Origin of the sequence: Desulfomonile tiedjei (assembly GCA_016212925.1) — a bacterium.
GTDB lineage: Bacteria > Desulfobacterota > Desulfomonilia > Desulfomonilales > Desulfomonilaceae > JACRDF01.
Genome location: JACRDF010000048.1, coordinates 74,975 through 95,950, shown reverse-complemented (window position 1 = coordinate 95,950; position 20,976 = coordinate 74,975). Strand labels below are relative to the sequence as shown.

Here is a 20,976-nt window from a genome sequence, read left to right as displayed (position 1 = left end):
TTGCAAAAAATCATAAAGGTTTTAGGACATTCATGACGTAGGCGGTCGGAAGGACAGCCTCGTACACGTAGACGTGGTTCTCGTATCGGACCACGCTGCGTCGAGAGTTCCGAACCAACTGATAGTTCTCTCGATTGTATGTCCTCTCCTGTAGCGATCCCATTGTCGGTCAACTTGTCGGGCCGAACCAATTCTCGGAGGCAAGGTCATAAGGGTGCAATAGCTTCGAGCACTCACTGCATTTGACACCCTGTCTTTTCAACCGGAACGGCTATTTGCTCTGCCGGAATTCGTTTGATCGAATCAAGTCCCCTGAAGGGCCTTCTGAGCTTGGTAACCTCGAAACGGGAAGACACCCTCCCGGCAACCCCTGGAAAAATAGCCTGATGATCCTCGGCTCGTATGGTCAAGTGGCCAACTGGAAGTTCCATAGTGAGCCCTTCCAATGATTTAACCACGGCGTCTGAGTCTACTGTCGCAGCTTTCCTGGCAGCCTCTGAATACGCTTTGACCCCGGCATACGCAAACTGGGCCTGGTACGAAGGAGGGCTTCCAAACTTTTCTCTGTAAGTTTCTACGAACTTGTCATTAACCTGAGTAGGATTGGCCTTGGACCAGTATGGAGTTACCACCCAGAAGCCGGCGGGTGCTTGGCTTCCGAGCGATACCAATTCACTCTCTGACGCCACGCAGCACAAAACTGTACGTTCCCCCTCGAGAAGTCCCGCCTGTCTCGCCTCTCGCATGAAATCGATGAGGTTGCCTCCCCACAATGAGACCAGAATTCCGTTGGCCTTCGATGCTTCCAGCGTTTTGATGTGAGGCTTCCAGTCCGTGATGTCCATAGGTGCGAATACCGCTTCCGACTTAGGTAAGAAGGAAATTTCAGGTTTGATCTCCTTCAAGTACTTTTGAAACAGATCCCAGGACTCCCAGCCCAATGCGTAATCCGGACCAACGGTGGTCCAAGTCTTCGCCGGCATCTCGGCGGCAACCAAAGCAACCGTCTTCAAAGCTTGGTCATTGTTCCAGGTCATTCGAAACGTGTACCGGTTGCATTGTTGGCCCGTGACCACATTGGTTTGCGCTGTGGTGATTATCAGCGGGACTTGCAGGCCCTTGGCCACGGCAGCCACGCGCGGGGCCACCGCGCTGGATATTACCCCAATTATTGCATTCACCTTTTCCGTCTTGACAAGATTCTCAGCTCTCTGGGTTGCTGCATCCGGGGCCCCTTCATCCTCAAAAACTCCTACAACCTTCCGCCCCAGGATGCCTCCCGATGCATTCACCTCGGCCAAGGCAATTTCAGCCCCTTGTTTTGCTGTAACCCCATGAGCCGCGCCTCGACCGGACATGGTGAACAAGAATCCGATCTTCACGGGATCCGCAGGTAGAGCTTCCGATGCAAGAAGAACCAGCAGCCACACACAAGCGATGATTGATCTTTTCATAGCGCACTAACCCCCCCCTGACAGGATATTGTGGTGAGAGCCCCCAATCTTGGTGAGAGTTCACCACGGATGACCTCACGTACAATCCACAGACGACCGAGATGCGCGCCTATTGAAGGCCCGGCACACGCTGCAATTGACTGCCTTCGACCCTTAATAATATCCGGGATGTTGTGGTTTCTCTAAGTCCTTCCAGCTGACCCCGAGCTTTTCTTTGAAATAGGAGCCAAGTCGTTCAAATAGCTTGGCCCAGTGGGTCCTTCCCTGTTCCAGTTCACTCAGGATTTCAGCTACAAGCTCAGGTAATCTCTTCAGTTCTTCTTTAGGTAAAAATGATACGGCGCCTTCTCTGATGGCCGTATTGATACTCTCCACGTTGATTGCCCGCGAGGTGAGCATTGCTGCAGGTAGATGTCTGGCTCGGCATGCTTTGAGCAATTCAAAGCCATTTACACCCATAATGTCGAGAATGACCAGGTCGAACACATCTTCGTTGATCAGTTTTAAAGCGCCTGTAAATTCCTGCGCAGTAATTACAGTGGAACCCGGGAATTCCTCCTTGATGATTTCCAGTACATCGGCTTCGTCATCTACCGCCAACAGCTTCTTGCCATGTAAGAGAGTCTGAACGTCCATAGCACTTACTCCTAGGACACAAAGCAGGCGTAGCAGGAGAGGGATTTCGGGTACCGGTTTTACGAAACCCGTCCGTCAAACTCGCCCGAGGGACGCGCCTCTACGTTTCCTCTAAGTTGATTCTCAGCATCTCCACCGAAGCGAGGACCCGTTTGCTATTGCGGTTTATCGCTGGAAAGTCTTCTGAAGCTTCGTAAAGCTGTCGAGTGAGCGTAGCCAGAGTGTCAACAGTCTTGCGCATCTCTGTAAGCGAATACGGGCCTTCCATCTTCTATATCCCCTTTTTCCTCAAGTCCTTGAACCGCCTGGCCTTTACCTCGTACCGCGGTAAGCTGTTGGGCGGAAAGAACTCCAGGTTGTAGCCAAGGTTGGTTTTGAGACGCAGTTGAGTCGCAAGTTCTGCCTTAAGTCCCTCCGTCGCGGTGCCAGCCTGATCTTCTATCAATTCAACCTTCAACGTGATGTTGTCCGCATCTCCTCGCTTATCTACGATCACTTCATATTCATTGCCGAGTCCTCGAATGGAACGAACCACATCCTCGATGGCGGACGGGGCTAAGAGCACTCCCTTGACCTTGGTTATGTCATCAGATCGTCCGACTACTCCGCCCTTGAACATTTTGTACGTACGGCCGCATTCACACCGGTCCTCACCGATCTGGACGATGTCCTTGGAGTCGAACCGAACGCATGGTTGGGCGTACCTATCCAGGGCCGTAATGACAAGCTTACCCTTTTGCCCGGGTTCTGTTACCGGCTCCCCTGTTTCCACATCTTCGACCTCGGCAAGGAACATGGCCTCATTGAGATGGAGAGCCCCAGGCTGGCTGGAACATTCGAATCCCCAGGCCCCTATCTCAGTTGCGCCGGCGTGGTCGTAAACCTTCGCCCCCCATACTTCTTCGATTCGTTTTTTTGTCGCGGGAATCAGAGCACCCGGTTCGCCCGCGCAGGTTATCTTGGTAATCGGTAGAGCGGCAGGGTCCAGATGAAGTTGATTGAGTGCTGTGTCGGCCATCCCCAGAATATAAGTCGGTGTGGCCATGAGCGCTGTGGCCTGAAGTTCTTGGATTTTGAGGATACGAGATTTTGTGTCCAGCACTCCTCCCGGGATCGTCTCGCAGCCTATTTTCTCTGAGGCATAGTGAGCAGCCCAAAATGCAACAAACACATTGTACCCAAAAGGAAGAAAGACGCGATCGGAAGGCCGATAACCCTGTGCCCATAACAATGTGGCCCAACAGTCGGACCACCACTCCCAATCTTGCCAGGTGTCAGGTTGATAGACCGGCTGCCCTGTGGTGCCACTGGTCTGGCGAAATACACAGACATCCTCGAGATCGACACATAGTGCATCGCCGTACGGAAAGGGATCCTTTCGCTGAATCGGCTGCATCATGGCCTTTTCGACTTTCGGGACCTTGCGCACATCTTCCAGCGAATTGATATCATCGGGATGCACGCCTGCGCTTTGGTAGAGCGCTCGGTGAAACCGAGAGTTGTCATAGGCCCACGTCACAATTCGCTTGAATTTCTTGAGCTGTAGCGTTTCCAGGCTGTCTCGGGTGAGTCTTTCCAGATACGGATTCCAGTATAGGACTTCTCTATTCATGTTTTCCTCACAGAAGTAATTGACCGGCACCCAACTGTATTCCGACTGTGCAACATCGTTAAAGAACCCGACTAATAGGCATACCTATTTCATAAACACGCTGGGAAGCCACAGAGAGATCTGGGGGAAAAAAATTAGAATCAAAAGACAGATGGACATGCCCACGACAAACGGGTAAATTCCTTTATACACGGTGGAAATCGGTTCCTTGGTCACGCCTGACACAACAAAGGCGTTAATGGCCATTGGCGGAAGAATGACGCCTATCATCGTGACCACACTTATGATGATGCCAAACCAGACCGGATCGTATCCCAGCTTCAGAACCACCGGCAGGAAAATGGGAGTGGCCAGAATCAAGAATGCCAGATCCTCAATAAACGACCCACCGATGAGGTAGACGCCAATTATCAAGAATATAATGATGGAAGGACTTACATTAAGGCTCTCCAGCCATGTGGCAACCAAGTACGGTGTTCGTGTGACCGCGAAGAAGTGCCCGAGAATAGTCGCGCCGGCTAGAAGGATTAGGACCATGCACCCGATGCGGAGGGTATCGCTGACCGCCGTTATAAAGCGTTTCAGGTTCATGTCCTTTTTCGCAAGGGTGAGGATCAGCACTGCGAAGGTACCCACGCTTCCAGCCTCGGTGGGTGTGAAGAAGCCCTGCATAAGCCCTCCGACCACAAGCAAAAAGACCAGGAGAACCCATACCACAGAAGGCAGCGCCGCGAATCGCTCCCGCCAGGTCGACTTCGCGCCCTTCGGTCCGAGTTTTGGATTGAGCATGCTCCAGCCCAGCAAGGTCACGACAAAAGAAAATGCCACCATTAAGCCGGGAATTATTCCCGCCAAGAACAGGCGGCCGATGGATGTTTCCGTCAACACGCCATAAATAATAAGCACTACACTGGGCGGAATGAGTATTCCAAGCGTCCCTACCGTGGCAACGGTCCCACACGAAAGCCTTCTATCGTACTTGTACCGGTCCATTTCCGGAACGGCTATGGTGGCGAAGGTCGCGGCAGTGGCTGGGGATGATCCACAGATAGCCTTGAAGCAAGTGGCCGCCGCGACCGTACCTATCGCCAGTCCGCCAGGAACATGTCCAATGAATCTGTACGCGCAATCGTACAGATTGCGCGCGATTCCCCCGCTGGCGCCCAACTGTCCCATGAGAACGAACAGCGGTATGACCGTGAAACCGTAGGAATCGAAGACACTGAACACGTCTTTTGCAACCAGGTTCAGAGCAGCGTCTACATTGACGATGGCAGCGAAGCCTATAAATCCCGCGAGACCCATGGAGAAGCCTATTTCTAGCCCCATAAGGAAAAACACGAAGAGCAACAAAATAACAAGTATGCTGATAGTCGCGACACTCATGTTTCTATTTCCTGTTTTTCTACTTCGAATATCTGGAGGAACAACACCAGACACTCCACGAAGCAGCATATCGCGATGCCGTACGCCACCGGATAAAGCGGTACCTGAAGTGTCAGGGTTACCTCGCCGGCTTTGATGTAGTCACTTCCCAGGACCCACATATTCCATGCAATGATAAAGAAGGTGGCTATGGCCAACAGCCTGGTGAGAACCTGAAACAGCCTCTGTAGACCGGGCGGGAGGCTGCCCGTGACAAAGTCCATCACCACGTGTCCCTGCACCCTCGATGTCTGCGGGATAGCAAAGCCGACTGCGACCGCGCCCAGCATCCCCACAAGCTCATACGTGCCCACAATGGGGCTCTTGAACGTTCTCAGCGCCACATCCGCGACCGTGAGGAACACCATGCCCGTCAAGGCGACGCCTGCTATCGCGTACATGACCCGGGAGAGCACTCTAACTAGAGCTAATAGTGTTTTCATAGTGGTTCGTCATTTCTCCGCCTGATGATCGGCCCAACCAGCCGACTCAGGCGGAGAAGAGAAATGTCAGGGGTTTTTCTGCAGCCATTCCTGGCAGAATTTCAGCGCTTCGTCACCAGGGAGGCCCTTGGCCTTAGTGTCTTTCACATACTCTTCCAGGACAGGCTGTACCTTTTCTGCCCACCGTGCATCCTCCTCTTTGGAAAGAGGAATGATCTTGTGTCCTTTGGCTAGGGCAAATTTGGTGCCTTCCTCGTCCACGTCAACCCAAAGCTGGGCCGTCTTTTCAATCCATTCCTGATTTATCTTTTCGATTGTGGCCTGCACATCTTTCGGCAAGGATTCCCACTTCTTCTTGTTCATGGCCACAAAGAACAGAAGCGAGTACGAGGCGCCGAAGTCCTGAGTGGTTGATGAGGTAACCTCGGCGAATTTCCATCCTTTGAGGGTTTCGATGGGTGAGAGCACTCCGTCCACGACGCCTTTCTGAAGCGCGTCATAAGTCTCATTCTGAGCCATGGCCACAGGAGTAGCCCCCAGAGCGGACGCTATCTTGGCGCTTGTTCCAGTGCATCGGAGCTTCATACCCTTCAAGTCTTCCAGCTTATAGACGGGCTTCTTAGTGTTGACAAGCCCCGGACCATGGCCATGGAAGTACATGATTTTTACATCGTCGAATTCCTTGGGCTTGAACTTGGCGTAATACGCATTGCCAAGCTTGGTTGCTTGGTTCCCTTTCTTGTACCCCAACGGAAGGTCGATCACCTCACTCAAGGGAAACCTCCCCTTGACGTAACTCACAACGGACATACCGATGTCGGATATCCCTTTCACAATGCCGTCGTAGCACTGGTCAGCAGGCGTAAGGGTACCGCCCGGGAACATGTTGACCTTGACTGCACCATTTGTTCGCTTCTCGATTTCCTTGGCCCATTCTGTAGCAAGAATGCATTGGCCGTGCGTGGCAGGAAAGAAAATGGAGTAAGTAAACGTTACAGTTGCGCAATAACCGGGACCTGCCGCCATCACGATCGGTAACAGAACCATTAAGCAACCGCAGACGCAAGCCCTAAACCGCTTCTTCAGCATGCTACACCTCCTGGCTTAGATCTTCTGGGACATCTGGTTTATCAAAAAATGCATGACAACCTTGCCGTGCAGTCTAGATGCTTGGGGAAGAGACAAAGACATGCCCCCTACCCGCCAGCAGCCGTACCAGTTCGAAGGTTTACGCTGGCGGCTGTTTGAGCGTCGCAACAAGGCATCGCTAATGGCTAAGAAACTCGCACGCACTCCGGTGCTTTAGTTGGACCCCGCAACATGCCAAGTTATTGCTTCGGCGGTAGTAAACTATCAGCCACTACGAAGCTTTCGCTATGCACTCCGTGTGCCAGTATTATCAACTGGTGACAAAAATGTGAAAAAGCTAATCCTGTTGGGATATTGAGGGGATTCATCAACAACGGGTTCGGGGCAGGATCAATCCATTCTCAGCACGCAGTAGGGCGATGTAGCCCACTAAATGGAGATTCTTCGTTTAACATATTAATATTACGTGGCAATACCTTGTGGGCGAAACAGCACAAACAGAGGCCGTACATGGGCGATATCGCTCAACCCATCTTCAGTGCTTTCAACTGTCGCTGGAGCGCATATCGAGAAACACCCAAAATACGAGCAGCAGCGCACTTGTTGCCGTCAGTCCTTTGCAACGCCAGCTCTATGAACTGGCGTCTCAGGTCCCCGATGACAGAAGTCATGGATGGAGAAGGTGGAAATTCCACGCTCCATGGTGACTCACATTGATTAGGTTCTGCCAGTTCCAAGAAATCAAGCCTCAGATCAGGTCCCTCGGAAAGAATAACTGAGCGTTCCAAGACATTCTTCAGTTCCCGTACGTTTCCCGGCCAGGAGTACTGCATCAATTTTTCCATGTCTTCAGGACGAATGCTCAATCCCGCTGTTAGCCGGAGTTCGCGGGCCAGTTGGCCAACGATCTGCCGCGTCAGCACCGGTATATCTGCAAGCCTTTCACGTAATGGCGGTACCCGGATCCCGTACACATTCAGACGAAAAAAAAGATCTCTCCGAAACTCACCTTTGGGGACAGCTTGACTCAAATCTCTATTGGTGGCCGCCATAATCCGAACGTTGACCGTCACATTTTTCTCGCCTCCAACACGAGTGAAGGAGAATGTGTCCAGGAAAGTGAGTAATTTGGCTTGTATCGGCAATGACAGCTCTCCGATTTCGTTCAATAGCAGAGTTCCACCCTCAGCCAACTCGACGAGTCCTCGCTTGCGCCTTATTGCACCAGTGTAGGCCCCGGCTTCATGCCCGAATAGCTCGGATTCCGCCAAATCTTCCGTAATAGCAGCACAATTGATGGCATAAAACGGTCCGCCGCTGCGCTTCGAGTTGTTATGAATGTAGCGCGCCAGGTAGTCTTTCCCGCAGCCACTTTCTCCTTCGATGAGCACTATGAGATCGGAATTAGCGGCAACGCTGGCTCTGGCCAGTGAAGCGCGCATGGCAGGGGACAGATATTCCTCCGCCGTACCCTGATTAAGGGCAAAAATCCTGCTGCGGTCCGTTATATTGCGTGATATCCCGCAGATGCCAATGATCTGTCCCTCACTGTTTCGGATAGGTGAGCGTACGTCCAAGAAAGTTGTGGGCAATCCTTTCACTGGCCGGGTATGTTCTTCTTCAATCGTTTCCCCTGCCAGCACTCGTTGGTCCACCTGTCTGAGGTGTTGTCCCGCTTCCTGTCCGAAGAGTTCTTCATCGACCCGGCCGGCGATGTCCCTTGCGGGCAGTTCCAACAGATTTGCCATATATGGGTTCACCAGCGTATACTTTAGTGAACGATTCTTAATGAATATGCATTCTGTGGCCGCCTCGAAGATAGCTCTCATTCGCTCTTCACTAAGGGTCAGCGCCTCTTGGGCACGCGCTCTCTCGATAATTTCAGCTTTGAGGCGAGCATTTGCTTCCGCCAGTTCGGCAGTGCGTTCCCGGACGCGTATTTGGAGTTCGTCGCGGGCCTCTTGCAGTGCCTTCCGGGCTAGCTTTTGTTCCGTAATGTCCCGCATGATCCCCTGATATCCGCTGACTCGGCCCTCCCTGTCCAAACGAACATTGATGGTATGGAGAGTATCGACCTCGCTCCCATCGATCCGCCGCAGCTTGAGTTCAAAGTTTGTTGCTCCTCCGGACCGATCCACCTTTCGCCGCATTTGATGACGTTGGCGGGGATTTGCATAAAAGTCCTGAATTTTACTGGCGAAAACTTCCTGTTTGGTTCTACAGCCAACCAAGCGGACGAAGCCCTGATTCACGGCCAGGAAATTCCCCGCCTTCGTAGTTATGACTATTCCATCGTCGGAATCCTCGAAAACAGCTTCGTGGAGCGCGCCCTTTGCTTGCAGCATCTCATTCTCGAGCCTAAGCTCCTCAATCTCTTTTTCAAGGATTTGAGTGGTCTTTATCCATTCTCGTTCACAATCCTTCACAAGGTGGCTGATTTCAGCCACAGTCTCACGGACTTCATCAGTCATCTGCTTTACGGCTGTACCGACTGCAAGCCGGTCCACTTTCTCACTGAGCCGTCTCAGCTGATCCCTAAACTTGAAACTTGAGTCATCTACATTTGTCATGGAAATCATCCAGCGTGGGGCACCAGAGCGCCGAAACTAAACTTCCTCAAGAACCGAGACCTGTCGAGGCAATTGCCGTGGCCGTTCCCCGTATTATGTACCACTTGTTGGGTCGGAGGTATACAGCGTTTCTCTAAAGTTCTTTCCGAATGGCGCATGTATTTTGGTTTTTCGGTCAATGACCCAGTTCAAGGCGTCACAGAGGCGATCAATGAGATCGTCTCGGGTCTTTGCGAAGAAACCGGAGAACCACTCGGCTTTCATTAAGAGCCAGAGCCGTTCGATGGAGTTGAGGTCGGGCGAGTAAGGCGGTAGAAACACGGGTTCAAAACGGCCCCATCTGATGGACTTGCTCTTATGCGAGCTTGCGTTATCCATTATCAGGAGATTTCGTTTGCGTTCAAAGCCGATATCCTCATTGGCATGATCCAAGAAGATCCGGAAGATTTCAGTATCGGAATGACTGAACATAAGCGCATGGAATTCCCCGCTTCTCGGACAGACCGTTCCTGTCGCACTCATGCGAATGTGAGTCCCTTCGTAGGGCAGGCGTATCTTTTCACCCTTTTGGGCCCAGCGCCGACGTGGACGGGGATCTGCTTCTATCCCCGTTTCATCCAGATACCACGCGTCAGTGTCTGAGTTTGCTAAGATCTCTCCGAACCATTCCAGAAAGGTTTTCCGCTTCTCCTGGTCTTGCCCGTTCGACCGGGGTCGAGGAACTTTAAGAGCAAAGCCCTGGCCCCACCCAACAGCAACGCCTTGATGGCCATCATCCGAACATGACTTCGCTGCGAGGGAACAGCCCCGGCTGCAGTGTGCCATTCCGCCAGCGAGCAGTTCTCCCCATTGGGCATGTTCGTGAGACGGGCCATGCCCACTCTAAACCAGATCTTCGACCCGAACGCGAGATAAATCTCACGGCCAATCGGAAATTATTTTCGAGAATCGCTATAACAGGATTTTCTTTCATTTTCTTGACCGCCTATTTGCGTAACATAGCAGTATTATTCATATTAATCATTCATGAGGCCAAGCCTGCCGGAAGGCTTCGTTAGGCGGAGTGACGACTGTACTTAATGATGTTTATTGGATTTGGCTTGCGGGTTGAGGGGTAGTCTTATTCGAGGGTTGTCGTGGTTCCGGGTCTTCCGAGGCCGTCTCTGACGAATCGCCACGAGGGCCGACGGTCACGTTCATGTGGATTTCCCTTTTGCGCGCGGTATCAAAAGTCTCCGACGCGCCCAATAAGACGCCGTCTTTGTTTCTGACTTCGACAACGCACTCCGAGGTCATGGGCATCCCAGTGATCCTGAAGCCTGCTACAGAGTCTGTGACAGCCGCGCGGGAAAAGTTTTTGCCGGTACACGAGCAACGAACCTCCAGGCCTCCCGGCATGGTTTCAGAATCCGCAATGACAACCTTACCCTGAATCACGCATCCTTCAGGAATCATGCAGAAGCTGTAACCTTCCAGCCTGCCCGACTCGTTGGGGAGAAGCAGCGGGTCGGAACTCTCCATAATAAGCCCCCGCTTGTACCCACTGAGAACGTATTGGCCCGGTTCATTGGCCAAGACTTTGAATTCTCCTGTTTCCTTACTGCTGCGGCATGATTGTCCTACGCGATTGCCCTCGTTGTCGGAGAGGAAAACCAAGACATCGGCGATTCCCGCTCCGTCAGAGCCAACCACAGTCCCGGAGACCACAAGCTGCTCCTTTTGGCGCCTTTCCATTTCTTCTCGCGATGGCAAATCCACTGCGGAAGAAAACTTGAAATCTGGTGGTACCACTTCTTTCGGCGCTTTGGTTTCAGCGACTTTTTGGGAACTGCCCGATGGCCTAATTCTGGAAGCAAAATCCGGCAGGGGGTGGTTCATCCCTTCGAGCGGTGTGGGGGTGCTCGATGGTGACGGGTGCTCGCGCTCTGCGCTTTTACGCCGAACACTGAGGACACCATCGTCCAGGAGTTCTCTCGATACCACGGGAACAGGTGCTCCGGGCGTGTTTCCGCGCGCAGGAGCCATAGGGTCGCGGGGCCGCCGTCGATTGGTCCGGGACGCGGCTGATGAGCTTCGATATCCGCTCCCAAATAAAGGGGGAAGGCTGGAAAAAGGCCACGTCGCGCTCGACAAGTGCCCCTGGAAGACGAGGTTCACGACGGCCAGGACGACGATAAGAAAAAGAATGAGATAGGCCGCGGGATGCAAATGGGTCAGGGCGTAAAGCAGGCCCATCCGGCTGTCGCCCGAGATCCCGGGCGGGGCTGCCAACAGCTCGGAAGCACAAAAAGCCCAAACGATGAAAAAGGCGCCTCCAATAAGAGCGCGCTGAAGGTTCAAACCGGAGCGCCATACGGACCAGGCGGGACTCATGCCTCCACGCAAAGTTCTGCGAGATTCCTGAATTCTGGGCTTATTGGGCAATCCCTGCACCACACCTTCTCCTGGTCGACGCCAAAAGGTCGTTTCTTCGTCCCACCACTGCCAATGCATGCCCCCCGGTTTTGAGTCGGATCTCTACCATCGCCGCGTCTCAAAGTAAATAAGAAACATGTCTGTTCAGTAACCATTCGGTTACCATTCAGTTACCAGCGGCAAAGATTGTCATTGCGAGCGCAGCGAAGCAATCTCAACGCTCAAAGGCAGAGATTGCTTTCCCGCGGAACGCGGGATTTCACTCCTCGCAATGAGGCAGAATGGCAAATTCCCCGCGTAACCGAAGGGTTACTCTGTTTACTCACGCCTGGGCCGGGGGGCGCAGATGGGAATTTCATCGCAGAGAGCGCGAAGGGGATTTTCGAAGGGCCGGGTGCAAGAACCCGCATGTCCGGACCCTATTTGAGTTAGGAGCCCGGACATGCCGAAAAATGCTCGCCTGTTGACAAAATTATAGCTCATTCTCTGTTTGAGTCAATACTTGTCCACCTCGAGTGGTGCGCAGACGGTTGCCTGGACGAGAGGTGCAGAGGGTCAGCTACCACTGTGTTTCCACGCCGATTAACTGCTCATACCGATTCGCTTTCAAAAAAGAGACTTAGATCTCCAAGTTGTCCGGCACTGACCTGGTTCCCAGGTCAGTGGCACCCAATTATTTCAACTGCACACCGGCGTTGGGTGCCACGAACCTGCCCGAGCAGGTCCGTGCTTCTTCGCTGCGATGTTACAAGTTTCGTTGCAAATCGGTATCACTTTCGCTCACATAGCTTTGCGGTTGCGCGCAGTGGCGACAATTCGATAGTAAGAGTCGACTTGCCGGGGGGAATATGTACAAAAAAAAGCCCGTTCGGAAACGGGCCAAAGGAAGGATTAGGTTTGGTTTGTCGCTGGCACAGAAAAAGATCATATTCAGGAAGTGTTGTCAAGTTTTTTTAAATAAAAATATTATAAAAAGTGAATCCATAGTCATTGATATCAATATAACACCGTGTTATTAATTGATTTAAGTCCCATTAATAAAGTGGAGCCGCCTAGCCGAAGACCGCGCGGCCACGCCCCCCCGGACAAACCTCAACACCGCACCACGCATCTTCCGGCCGTCCAAAACAAGGCTGGGCAAGATCAAGCCATGTCCACCCATTCAGGAATTCTTTCCCCTGTCAGGAAAACCTCAGCTTCCTCCGGGGCATCCAGCAAGCTTTCCAGCTTTTGCACGGCGTCTTTCCTCTTCTGATTGGCTTGCCACTCTTGCCAGCGGTTCGCGCTGATCCAGGTGCTGATGACAACCAGTGTGTTGGGATCATCCGCGCCTATCAGCGTTTCGCCGGACACGTAGCCGGTTTGCAGCGTGGCCAGTGACCTGAGTTCCATGAGCAGCTTATATGCCTGCTTTATTTTGTCCCCCTTGAACCGCCTCTTGATGAGAACCTTGACAGCCATGGCGTCCCCCTTTCTAGGAATTGGATTCATACGACTGCCCAACGCGCGGAAGAAATCTCTTCCTTTAGAAAGTGCCCTCCGAGCGCCCAGTACTATTTCCCCGAAAAACCTTAATCATCCTGCCTCGCCGCGGCAAGCTTCGACTCCTTTAACTATAGCGTCCGTTGCCTGAATAATGTCCATCTCGGTCGTCATACGGCCCGTGGTGAATCTTAATGTGCCTTTGGCCCATTCCAACGGGACGTGCATTGCTTCCAGCACATGGGATATCTGTACAGAGTCGGAATGGCATGCCGCACCGGCTGAGGCGGCCACTTCCAGACCTATTTCCTCGAGTATGCGGTCTGCCTCCAGCCCGCGAAAAGAAAGGCTCAGCGTATTGGGCAAGCGTTTCACGGGATGGCCGTTTAGCCTGATCTCCTGCAATCGCTCTTGTAATCCTTCATGCAGCATGTCTCTCATGGTCTTCATGTGATTCATGTTGCGCTCCAGGTCCTTCGAGGCAATCTCGCAGGCCTTCCCAAGTCCGACTATTTCCAACATGTTTTCTGTTCCGGCTCTCCTACCCATCTCCTGGCCCGCGCCGAACATGAACTTTTCGAGTACGGTTCCTGTTCGAACGTAGAGCGCGCCCACACCCTTCGGCGCGTAGAGCTTGTGGCCTGCCACGGAAAGCAGATCCACTCTCAGCCTGTCAACACCAGCGGGTATTTTGCCAAGGGATTGAGCCGCATCGGTGTGGACTGCAATTCCGCGGTCCCTGGCCAGCGCGGCGATCTCCTCGACAGGCTGGATGGTCCCCACTTCGTTGTTGGCGTGCATGATTGTGATCAGGATGGTCTGGGAGGTTACCGCAGCCTCGACCTCGGAGACGGCCACCAGACCGTGTTCATCCACAGGCAGAATCGTAATCCTGAAGCCCTGCTGCTCTAAATAGCGGCAGACTTCTAGCACCGCGGGATGTTCGACTTGACAGGTGATGATATGGTTGCCTTTGTTTCGATTGGCTAGCGCGATCCCGCGAATGGCATGGTTGTTCGATTCTGTGCCTCCACTGGTAAAGATGATTTCTTGCGGGTCGCAATTTATCAGCTCCGCGACCTGTTCTCGGGCCTTGGTAAGGGCCCTTTTCGGAGCGATCCCGTACCAGTGAGTGCTGGAAGGGTTACCGAATTCTTCTTCCAGAAAAGGCCTGATAGCCCCTATCACTTCCGGATCGAGCGGTGTGGTCCCGTTATAATCGAGGTAGATCGGTTTTTTCATTTTGTCCTCGACTTGCTTTTTACGGACTCGCGTTGCAATTGAAGCAAATAAGCGGCGAAACTCTGCGGGGGCACGGCGTGCCGTCCCTCTACAAGAGCACAAGACCCGACGGTTACGTACCTTTATTGATCTGTATCAATATAACAGAGGCCCTCAGTCCGAAGTCTCCTCCAGGTTAATTCGCAGCATCTCAATGGAAGCGAGAATACGTTTAGCGTTGCGATTTATCGCGGGAAAGCCGTCAGACGCGTCGTATAGGTCCTGAGCCAGCCGGGCCAGTTCTTCCGCTTGTGAAGCCATCTGACCCAAAGCGCTTTTTTCGTCCATCACTACACACTCCCCATTTTCCTGAGATCTTTGAACCTTTTTGCCTTCACTTCGTAACGGGGCAAGGTCCCGTAGGGATACACTGCAATATCGTACCCGAGGTTGGTCTTTACGCGAAGTTCGGTGCGCAATTGGGCCTCCAATTCCTTGGCCGAGGAGGCATGTTGTTCCAGTAGTTCCACCTTAAGCGAGATGTGGTCCACATCGCCCCTCTTCTCGACCACGACTTCGTATTCGTCGCCAAATCCGGGGATGGAACGAACCACATCTTCTATGGCCGAAGGCGCGAGCAACACCCCTTTGACCTTGGTAATATCATCTGCCCGGCCCACAACCCCTCCCGGGAGGAGACGATAGCTCCTGCCGCATTCACATGGCTCGTCACTCAGTTCAACAATGTCCTTCGCGTCGAAGCGGATGCAGGGCTGAGCCATTCTGTTCAGGGCCGTGATCACCAGTTTGCCCTGCCTGCCTGGTTCCGTGATCGGCTCACCGGATTCCAAGTCTTCAACCTCGGCAAGGAACATTGCCTCATTGATGTGGAGCCCGCCTGACTGGGCTTCACATTCGAAGCCCCACGCGCCGATTTCCGTGGCGCCCGCATGGTCGAAGACCTTGGCTCCCCAGGCTTGTTCCATGCGCTTTTTGGTTGAAGGTACCAGAGCTCCAGGCTCACCGGCACAGGTAATCCTGCGGATTCCAAGATCGGACGCGGGATTCAACGAGAGCTTCTTTGCTGCGACGTCTGCCATCCCCAGCACGTACGTGGGTGTAGCCATCATGGCTGTGGGCCTGATTTCCTGAATCTTTAGAATTCGAGCTTGTGTGTCCAGGACGCCGCCGGGGATCACTTCGCAGCCGATCTTTTCGCAAGCGTAATGAGCGGTCCAGAAGGCCACGAAAACATTATACCCGAACGGAAGAAACACCCGGTCGTGAGGGCGATAGCCCTGTGCCCACAACAGAGTGGCCCAGCATTCCGAGAACCATTCCCAGTCTTGCCACGTGTCCGGCTGGTATACCGGTTGGCCGGTGGTTCCGCTGGTCTGATGAAATTCCGTCACCTCGTCCAACGGCACGCACAGAGCATCGCCATAAGGAAACGGGTCCTTGCGCTGAACCGTCCGCATCATGGACTTTTCCACCTTTGGGACGTGCCGCAGGTCTTCCATGGTGCGGATGTCATCAGGCTGCAACCCGGCTTCCCTGTAAAGGGCCCTGTGGAAGCTCGACTTGTCGTACGCCCATCGCAAGATGCGTTTGAACTTCTTCAATTGTAGCTTTTCGAGGCTTTCTCTAGGAAGAGTCTCCAGATACGGATTCCAGTACGGGATTGCTTTATTCATAGGCTCGCGAGTTTGAATAACTACTCCCTTTCTTCAGGATTTAGAACCGAGGTTCCGGAGCCGTACCTTGAACGGCGAAAACCCGCCGCGCTCCCCTGGACCGATGGCGGAATAGCACGACTGCCGCCGTCCACTCTAATCGATGTTAGCATTTTATCTGCGGGGGATACCAGTTATTAGGTGATAATTATTGACAGTGCTCAAAAAAAAGCGGGACCCTTGCGGGAAATATTTGGGCCGACTTGCCCCTTGGGTTTTCCGTTGATAAAAGCTGGTTAAACAAAAGCCGGGACGTACTTCCCGGCATTACCCAATTCAACAGGTGGGGATTCTCTCAACAGGTAGTTTTCAGAATCCGCAGGCAGAAGAGCAAGTCGATTCGCCTTTGAGGTCCCATGCATCGTCCATGCATCGCCCGTAGCACGCTTCCTTTTTTGCTTCTCCTCTAAAATGCTTCTCGATTTCAGAGAATTCCACGGAGCCTTCAAATATGCCTGTTGCTCTCACATCAGTTTCTTCTTCCATAGCAATCACCTCCCGAAGTTATTTTGAACACGATTTCGAAAATGGAAAGAAGTTGGCAGCGAAGACCGCCCTGGTCAGTTCTCCGGAGGCTACAGGCCACAGGCAGTCGCACAAGCAACTTCCTTGTTCGTGTTCCAAAAGAAGTCTTTCATGCAATCCGCATAGCAGTCCGAGTGTGGTAACGGCTGCCGAGCCATTTCCTCCCGCGAGCGCTCCATGTTTTCGTCGTGTCTTTTGTCTTCAGACCGGCCTGTAGCAACCAGGACACCTATGATGACAGCAACCGCCAGGGCCCAGGCTACCATTCCGAAAATCGCTAGGATAGACATCTCACTACTCCTTGGCAAGTGGTCGTCTAGGGATCAATTCCTTCTTCTAAAATTAGATGCATTTCAACTCGCCAATGCTTCAATTTGAGGAAGATTCTTGTTTCTCGGCCGACAATTGAACTGCCACAGAAAGCGTAACCACTCAATTACGCAGGGTAGAGAAGCGCAGGGGCCAGAGTCCGGAACTCCCGGGTGGAACTCCGGATTGAAGGAAAGCCTGGATTCCGGCACGCTCCGGAATGACTGGAAGCAGGGGGCCACGTTTTGGGCTTGACTTTGAGCCGGAAGTGTGGACTTTTTTTGGATTAACATTGCATTCCACGAGCGAACGCCAATCGTTGAACACAGGAAGGTAATTTCATGCCATTTCCCGACATTGAAACCCAGATGCAAAAGATCATGCGAGGCGTAGAGGAAATCATACACGAGCAGGAGATGCGGCAGCGCATTGCAGACAGCATGAAAACAGGAAGACCGCTTCGAGTTAAGCTGGGAGTGGACCCCACAGCCGCGGACATTCATCTGGGCCACATGGTAACAATCAGGAAGCTTAAACATTTTCAGGATGTTGGACACATCGCGATCTTTTTGGTGGGAGATTTCACGGCCCGCATCGGTGACCCCACGGAGCGCAGCGAGGCCAGGGTACGGTTGACCAAGGAGCAGGTCTGGGAGCATGCAAAGACCTTCAAGGATCAGGTTTTCAGAATACTTAACGAAGAAAAAACCGAACTGCGCAGCAACGGTGAATGGTTTGATTCCATGTCCTTCGCGGACTGCCTGGATTTGGCTTACAGATCGACCGTGGCCAGAATGCTGGAACGGAACGACTTTGAAAAGCGATTTCGCGAAGGTAGCCCCATCAGCATTACCGAATTCCTTTACCCGCTCATGCAGGGCTACGATTCTGTGGCTCTGCAATGTGATGTGGAACTTGGCGGCACAGACCAGAAATTTAATCTCTTGGCCGGCCGAGATCTGCAAATTCAGTTCGGCCAGGCGCCCCAAGTGGTCATCATGACGCCTCTGATCGAAGGGCTCGACGGCTCCAAAAAAATGAGCAAAACCGAAGGCAATTACATTGCCGTGGATGATACGCCCGAAGACATGTTTGGAAAGACCATGTCCATTCAGGACAACTTGATAATAAAATATTTTACTCTGCTCACGGATGTGGACCCGGCGGAGGTGCAGCGATATGCGGCAGCTTTGTCGGAAATCGAAAAACATCAAGATCACGGGGACCCGTTGCACCCCATGCAGATAAAGAAGGCGCTCGCTCGCAGCATTGTCACGGAATATCACCACGCGAGCGCCGCGGCCAAAGGTGAAGAGCATTTTGAGAAGGTGGTTCAGCGGAAAGAATTGCCCGATCAAATGCCTCGCGTAGTGCTTCCGTCAAGCAAAATGGCCGCATATGAAATCGTTGCCGCTTGCGCCTCGGTTTCGAAAGGTGAGGCGAGAAGGTTGGTGGACCAGGGTGGAGTGAAACTGGAAGGCGAAAAGGTCTCTGACCCGTCTGCAGAAATCGTCCTCGGACCCAGTGAGAAGATCCTCCAGGTAGGGAAACGGAAGTATTTCCGCATAATATGTGAGAAAGAATAGGCGGTTGCGTTTCCGGTCAGGATCGTATAGATTGGGATTGTTTGTCATCGAGAATGAAGGGATTCATGAACTGGCGGATCTAAGGTCCGCTTTGTGCTTGAATCTGAGCGAGTTCCGCGGATCGAAAGGGCGTGGAAGTCGCTGATACGTTAAGTGCTGGTCGAGGGCATCTCGGGCCTGCCGCAGAATTTTTGTCGGCCACCTTACGCCCATAATTTACTATGAATTGCTCATGAAAAAAGGAGTCACCGTGGTTGACGAGGGCCGAAAAGGGAAAAAAGTCGGGGTTGGTCCGGCCGAACCTGATGAGGGCGCACATTGGTGGCCTGATTCCAGGGAGTTGGAACCCTGGCTCAACGGGGAACCGGCAAACGAGTTTGATACGGACGAAGATTTTATTCATGGCGCCGTGCCTGGGGACCTGGCCTCCAGGACCCGACTTGAAAGAATTAAGCAAAGCTACGAACTTCTGCGCCAATTTACGCCCAAAGAATTGAAGGTTTTGATGAGTCTGAAGAGGAACACCTCGCCAAAGGCATGGACTCTCCGGGAGGACCTTGTGGTACTGACCTTGGCGCTCAGCAATCGGGAAATTGCAGAGATGTTGCAGGATCGGAACAAGGAAGCAGTCAAGAAAAGGTTGCAGCTATTGAAATCCAAGGGGCTGGCCAAGAGACCGTCCGAGTCACCCGTGGCTTCTTCATAAACGTCCGGCGGATAACCAATCCATTTCATTCGCAAGTGCTGTGTCGTCGGCATGAAAAGAAAAGCACCAACCATAGCAATGATCATTGTCCTGGTGACCTGGGGTGGTCTGTCTGCGGCTCAGGACAAGGGCGACATGAACGCGGCATTGATGAGCGCTGCTGCACGAATGGACGTGCAGGACGCAGAGACCCTTCTAAGCGAAGGGGCTGACGCCAATTCCAAGGACAAAAACGATCGAACAGCCTTAATGATGGCTTGCGTCAGAGGAAGTCTCGAAATTGTCAGGCTGCTACTGGAAAAAGGGGCCGATATCAATGCGCACAGCAAGAACGGCGAAACAGCCTTGCTGTCGGCTTCGGGACGAGGCGGCTACGAGGTTGTCAAACTGCTCCTGGACAACGGGGCGAATGTCCACGCAAGAGACAAGAAAAACCAAACTGCCTTGATGTTGCCCGCCTGGGCCGGACAGATCGAAGTAGTAAAGTTGCTTGTTGGCAGAGGCGCAGACATCAATGCACAGGATGAGAACGGCCGAACGCCATTGATCTGGGCGGCGGAACAAGGCCACCTGGAAGTTGTCGAGGTCCTTTTGGAAAAGGGAGCCAACGCCAACGCCAAGGACAAAAACGGCGAGACGGCTTCGCTGGCCGCTGCCGCCAATGGCCACAGCCAGGTGGTCGAGCGGCTAAAGAGACATGGGACTGGGGACTAAGGCTTCCAGCGATTCGCCCAGGGCAATGGCAAGGCCATGTCTTGAAAACAAGTGACTCCGTGCCGACTGTGGCCGAATCAGAAACACGCAGACCCCACCGTACCCCCAACCCAACACCCCCGGTTTTCCCTACATAACTCAAGGCTCAATCTTTCCGTCTAATTTTCTTGACAACACCATTTCAAACACGGTACGAAGTTAGTTGTTTGTATATAGCGAACTGTAGTTCGCCAGGACGAACTCATGACAACCCCCAAGAAAACCGCATCAACCGATAAGTACGTTGTGCCTGCTGTGGAACAGGCTTTACGCGTGTTGTTCCGCATGGCACAGGCCGATTCGGCCCACATGAACCTGACGGAAATCTGTGAAGAAGTAGGAATGCACAAGAGCACAGCCTTCTGTATTCTCCACACACTCCGGAAGTTCGGCCTCGTCCAAACAGGCGGCAGGGGAAAAGGCTATACCCTCGGCCCTGGTCTGATCGGTCTTTCCCGCAGGTTTCTTGACACTCTCAGCACTCCAAAACTTGCCGAACCTCTTCTGGCGGAACTTGCCGGCAAGGCAGGGGCTACGGCCGCACTCGGGTTGATAGCGGATAAAAACGTCTTCGTTGCCGCTAAGCACGAAGGTGGGCGCGTGCTTGGCATCACCATGCGCGTCGGGCATCGGTTTCCCATTACCTACGGCTGCCACGGCAAGGCCATTGCCGCTTTCCTGCCGGAGAATGAACTTGATAGGCTGCTACAGGATGAGGATCTCTACTTTCACGGAGATCCGGCGAAGTTTGACAGCGGTAAGCTGAACGAGGAAATACTCAGATGCCGCCGAGACTGGTACGCCGAGGACCTGGAGGAGATGGTGCCGGGACTGAATGTTGTGGCAGCGCCTGTGCTAGGCCCCAACCAGCGACCGGTTGGATATGTGGCGGTGCTCGGTCTTTCTTCTGCAGAGGCTGCCCGACAGTGCGGGCCCCTGGTTGCCCAAGCGGGGAAAAGCCTTTCGCGGCAGCTTGGAGCCAAGGTCGAGGAATGAGCATTCGGCCGAGGCAGTGCG

Annotated in this window: 20 protein-coding genes; 4 read left to right on the top strand and 16 right to left on the bottom strand. The window is 53.0% G+C overall.

Going from position 1 to position 20,976, the window contains the following annotated elements; all coding sequences use genetic code 11:
• Positions 1 to 233: 233 nt before the first annotated feature.
• The 16 genes from HY913_21235 to HY913_21160 all read right to left on the bottom strand — a co-directional run bounded on the left by HY913_21235 (position 234) and on the right by HY913_21160 (position 16,895).
• Positions 234 to 1,454, bottom strand: a complete 1,221-nt coding sequence (locus HY913_21235) for an ABC transporter substrate-binding protein (GenBank protein MBI4965815.1) — start codon at positions 1,452 to 1,454, stop codon at positions 234 to 236.
• Between the two features lie 153 nt (positions 1,455 to 1,607).
• Positions 1,608 to 2,090 (bottom strand): response regulator, encoded by a 483-nt coding sequence (locus tag HY913_21230; protein MBI4965814.1) that lies wholly within the window; start codon positions 2,088 to 2,090, stop codon positions 1,608 to 1,610.
• Between the two features lie 100 nt (positions 2,091 to 2,190).
• Complete coding sequence (locus HY913_21225) at positions 2,191 to 2,358, bottom strand: hypothetical protein (GenBank protein MBI4965813.1); 168 nt, start codon at positions 2,356 to 2,358, stop codon at positions 2,191 to 2,193.
• A 3-nt stretch (positions 2,359 to 2,361) separates the two neighbouring features.
• Positions 2,362 to 3,702 carry a phenylacetate--CoA ligase family protein gene (locus HY913_21220; GenBank protein MBI4965812.1) on the bottom strand — a complete coding sequence of 447 codons (1,341 nt, stop codon included), beginning with the start codon at positions 3,700 to 3,702 and terminating at the stop codon, positions 2,362 to 2,364.
• A gap of 84 nt (positions 3,703 to 3,786) precedes the next feature.
• Positions 3,787 to 5,088 (bottom strand): TRAP transporter large permease, encoded by a 1,302-nt coding sequence (locus tag HY913_21215; protein MBI4965811.1) that lies wholly within the window; start codon positions 5,086 to 5,088, stop codon positions 3,787 to 3,789.
• Positions 5,085 to 5,570: a TRAP transporter small permease gene (locus tag HY913_21210; protein ID MBI4965810.1), complete on the bottom strand. Its 486-nt coding sequence runs from the start codon at positions 5,568 to 5,570 to the stop codon at positions 5,085 to 5,087. Before HY913_21210 ends, HY913_21215 begins: the two co-directional genes overlap by 4 nt.
• A gap of 66 nt (positions 5,571 to 5,636) precedes the next feature.
• Complete coding sequence (locus HY913_21205) at positions 5,637 to 6,659, bottom strand: TRAP transporter substrate-binding protein (GenBank protein MBI4965809.1); 1,023 nt, start codon at positions 6,657 to 6,659, stop codon at positions 5,637 to 5,639.
• 524 nt (positions 6,660 to 7,183) lie between these two features.
• Positions 7,184 to 9,229: a sigma 54-interacting transcriptional regulator gene (locus HY913_21200; protein ID MBI4965808.1), complete on the bottom strand. Its 2,046-nt coding sequence runs from the start codon at positions 9,227 to 9,229 to the stop codon at positions 7,184 to 7,186.
• Positions 9,230 to 9,322: 93 nt separating this feature from the next.
• Positions 9,323 to 10,054 carry an IS630 family transposase gene (locus HY913_21195; GenBank protein MBI4965807.1) on the bottom strand — a complete coding sequence of 244 codons (732 nt, stop codon included), beginning with the start codon at positions 10,052 to 10,054 and terminating at the stop codon, positions 9,323 to 9,325.
• A 261-nt stretch (positions 10,055 to 10,315) separates the two neighbouring features.
• Positions 10,316 to 11,602: a carboxypeptidase regulatory-like domain-containing protein gene (locus tag HY913_21190; protein ID MBI4965806.1), complete on the bottom strand. Its 1,287-nt coding sequence runs from the start codon at positions 11,600 to 11,602 to the stop codon at positions 10,316 to 10,318.
• A 1,185-nt stretch (positions 11,603 to 12,787) separates the two neighbouring features.
• The gene (locus HY913_21185) at positions 12,788 to 13,105 is read right to left on the bottom strand and encodes a sugar biosynthesis protein (protein MBI4965805.1); all 318 of its coding nucleotides are present in this window, start codon (positions 13,103 to 13,105) and stop codon (positions 12,788 to 12,790) included.
• A 114-nt stretch (positions 13,106 to 13,219) separates the two neighbouring features.
• Positions 13,220 to 14,368, bottom strand: coding sequence for a cysteine desulfurase (locus HY913_21180; GenBank protein ID MBI4965804.1), 1,149 nt, complete (start codon positions 14,366 to 14,368; stop codon positions 13,220 to 13,222).
• A 153-nt stretch (positions 14,369 to 14,521) separates the two neighbouring features.
• Positions 14,522 to 14,695 carry a hypothetical protein gene (locus tag HY913_21175; protein ID MBI4965803.1) on the bottom strand — a complete coding sequence of 58 codons (174 nt, stop codon included), beginning with the start codon at positions 14,693 to 14,695 and terminating at the stop codon, positions 14,522 to 14,524.
• Between the two features lie 2 nt (positions 14,696 to 14,697).
• Positions 14,698 to 16,041 carry an AMP-binding protein gene (locus HY913_21170; GenBank protein ID MBI4965802.1) on the bottom strand — a complete coding sequence of 448 codons (1,344 nt, stop codon included), beginning with the start codon at positions 16,039 to 16,041 and terminating at the stop codon, positions 14,698 to 14,700.
• Between the two features lie 348 nt (positions 16,042 to 16,389).
• Positions 16,390 to 16,566, bottom strand: coding sequence for a hypothetical protein (locus HY913_21165; GenBank protein MBI4965801.1), 177 nt, complete (start codon positions 16,564 to 16,566; stop codon positions 16,390 to 16,392).
• A gap of 89 nt (positions 16,567 to 16,655) precedes the next feature.
• A complete protein-coding gene (locus HY913_21160; protein MBI4965800.1) occupies positions 16,656 to 16,895 on the bottom strand; it encodes a hypothetical protein in 240 nt (79 codons plus the stop codon).
• A 360-nt stretch (positions 16,896 to 17,255) separates the two neighbouring features.
• On the opposite strand from HY913_21160, the gene HY913_21155 reads away from it, so the two are divergent.
• The 4 genes from HY913_21155 to HY913_21140 all read left to right on the top strand — a co-directional run bounded on the left by HY913_21155 (position 17,256) and on the right by HY913_21140 (position 20,955).
• Entirely contained in the window at positions 17,256 to 18,500 is a 1,245-nt protein-coding gene (locus HY913_21155; GenBank protein ID MBI4965799.1) for a tyrosine--tRNA ligase, read from the top strand.
• A 232-nt stretch (positions 18,501 to 18,732) separates the two neighbouring features.
• Positions 18,733 to 19,206, top strand: coding sequence for a hypothetical protein (locus HY913_21150; protein ID MBI4965798.1), 474 nt, complete (start codon positions 18,733 to 18,735; stop codon positions 19,204 to 19,206).
• 51 nt (positions 19,207 to 19,257) lie between these two features.
• A complete protein-coding gene (locus HY913_21145) occupies positions 19,258 to 19,920 on the top strand; it encodes an ankyrin repeat domain-containing protein (protein MBI4965797.1) in 663 nt (220 codons plus the stop codon).
• 243 nt (positions 19,921 to 20,163) lie between these two features.
• Positions 20,164 to 20,955 carry an IclR family transcriptional regulator gene (locus tag HY913_21140; GenBank protein MBI4965796.1) on the top strand — a complete coding sequence of 264 codons (792 nt, stop codon included), beginning with the start codon at positions 20,164 to 20,166 and terminating at the stop codon, positions 20,953 to 20,955.
• Positions 20,956 to 20,976: the final 21 nt, after the last annotated feature.

Excerpts from the sequence above, each read along its gene's own strand:
- HY913_21185 (MBI4965805.1), bottom strand. The coding sequence starts at position 13,105 with ATGGCTGTCAAGGTTCTCATCAAGAGGCGGTTCAAGGGGGACAAAATA.
- HY913_21200 (MBI4965808.1), bottom strand. The coding sequence starts at position 9,229 with ATGACAAATGTAGATGACTCAAGTTTCAAGTTTAGGGATCAGCTGAGA.
- HY913_21180 (MBI4965804.1), bottom strand. The coding sequence starts at position 14,368 with ATGAAAAAACCGATCTACCTCGATTATAACGGGACCACACCGCTCGAT.
- HY913_21235 (MBI4965815.1), bottom strand. The coding sequence starts at position 1,454 with ATGAAAAGATCAATCATCGCTTGTGTGTGGCTGCTGGTTCTTCTTGCA.
- HY913_21220 (MBI4965812.1), bottom strand. The coding sequence starts at position 3,702 with ATGAATAGAGAAGTCCTATACTGGAATCCGTATCTGGAAAGACTCACC.
- HY913_21230 (MBI4965814.1), bottom strand. The coding sequence starts at position 2,090 with ATGGACGTTCAGACTCTCTTACATGGCAAGAAGCTGTTGGCGGTAGAT.
- HY913_21205 (MBI4965809.1), bottom strand. The coding sequence starts at position 6,659 with ATGCTGAAGAAGCGGTTTAGGGCTTGCGTCTGCGGTTGCTTAATGGTT.
- HY913_21190 (MBI4965806.1), bottom strand. The coding sequence starts at position 11,602 with ATGAGTCCCGCCTGGTCCGTATGGCGCTCCGGTTTGAACCTTCAGCGC.
- HY913_21225 (MBI4965813.1), bottom strand. The coding sequence starts at position 2,358 with ATGGAAGGCCCGTATTCGCTTACAGAGATGCGCAAGACTGTTGACACT.
- HY913_21155 (MBI4965799.1), top strand. The coding sequence starts at position 17,256 with ATGCCATTTCCCGACATTGAAACCCAGATGCAAAAGATCATGCGAGGC.
- HY913_21175 (MBI4965803.1), bottom strand. The coding sequence starts at position 14,695 with ATGGACGAAAAAAGCGCTTTGGGTCAGATGGCTTCACAAGCGGAAGAA.
- HY913_21165 (MBI4965801.1), bottom strand. The coding sequence starts at position 16,566 with ATGGAAGAAGAAACTGATGTGAGAGCAACAGGCATATTTGAAGGCTCC.
- HY913_21160 (MBI4965800.1), bottom strand. The coding sequence starts at position 16,895 with ATGTCTATCCTAGCGATTTTCGGAATGGTAGCCTGGGCCCTGGCGGTT.
- HY913_21170 (MBI4965802.1), bottom strand. The coding sequence starts at position 16,041 with ATGAATAAAGCAATCCCGTACTGGAATCCGTATCTGGAGACTCTTCCT.
- HY913_21145 (MBI4965797.1), top strand. The coding sequence starts at position 19,258 with ATGAAAAGAAAAGCACCAACCATAGCAATGATCATTGTCCTGGTGACC.
- HY913_21150 (MBI4965798.1), top strand. The coding sequence starts at position 18,733 with ATGAAAAAAGGAGTCACCGTGGTTGACGAGGGCCGAAAAGGGAAAAAA.
- HY913_21195 (MBI4965807.1), bottom strand. The coding sequence starts at position 10,054 with ATGGCACACTGCAGCCGGGGCTGTTCCCTCGCAGCGAAGTCATGTTCG.
- HY913_21215 (MBI4965811.1), bottom strand. The coding sequence starts at position 5,088 with ATGAGTGTCGCGACTATCAGCATACTTGTTATTTTGTTGCTCTTCGTG.
- HY913_21210 (MBI4965810.1), bottom strand. The coding sequence starts at position 5,570 with ATGAAAACACTATTAGCTCTAGTTAGAGTGCTCTCCCGGGTCATGTAC.
- HY913_21140 (MBI4965796.1), top strand. The coding sequence starts at position 20,164 with ATGACAACCCCCAAGAAAACCGCATCAACCGATAAGTACGTTGTGCCT.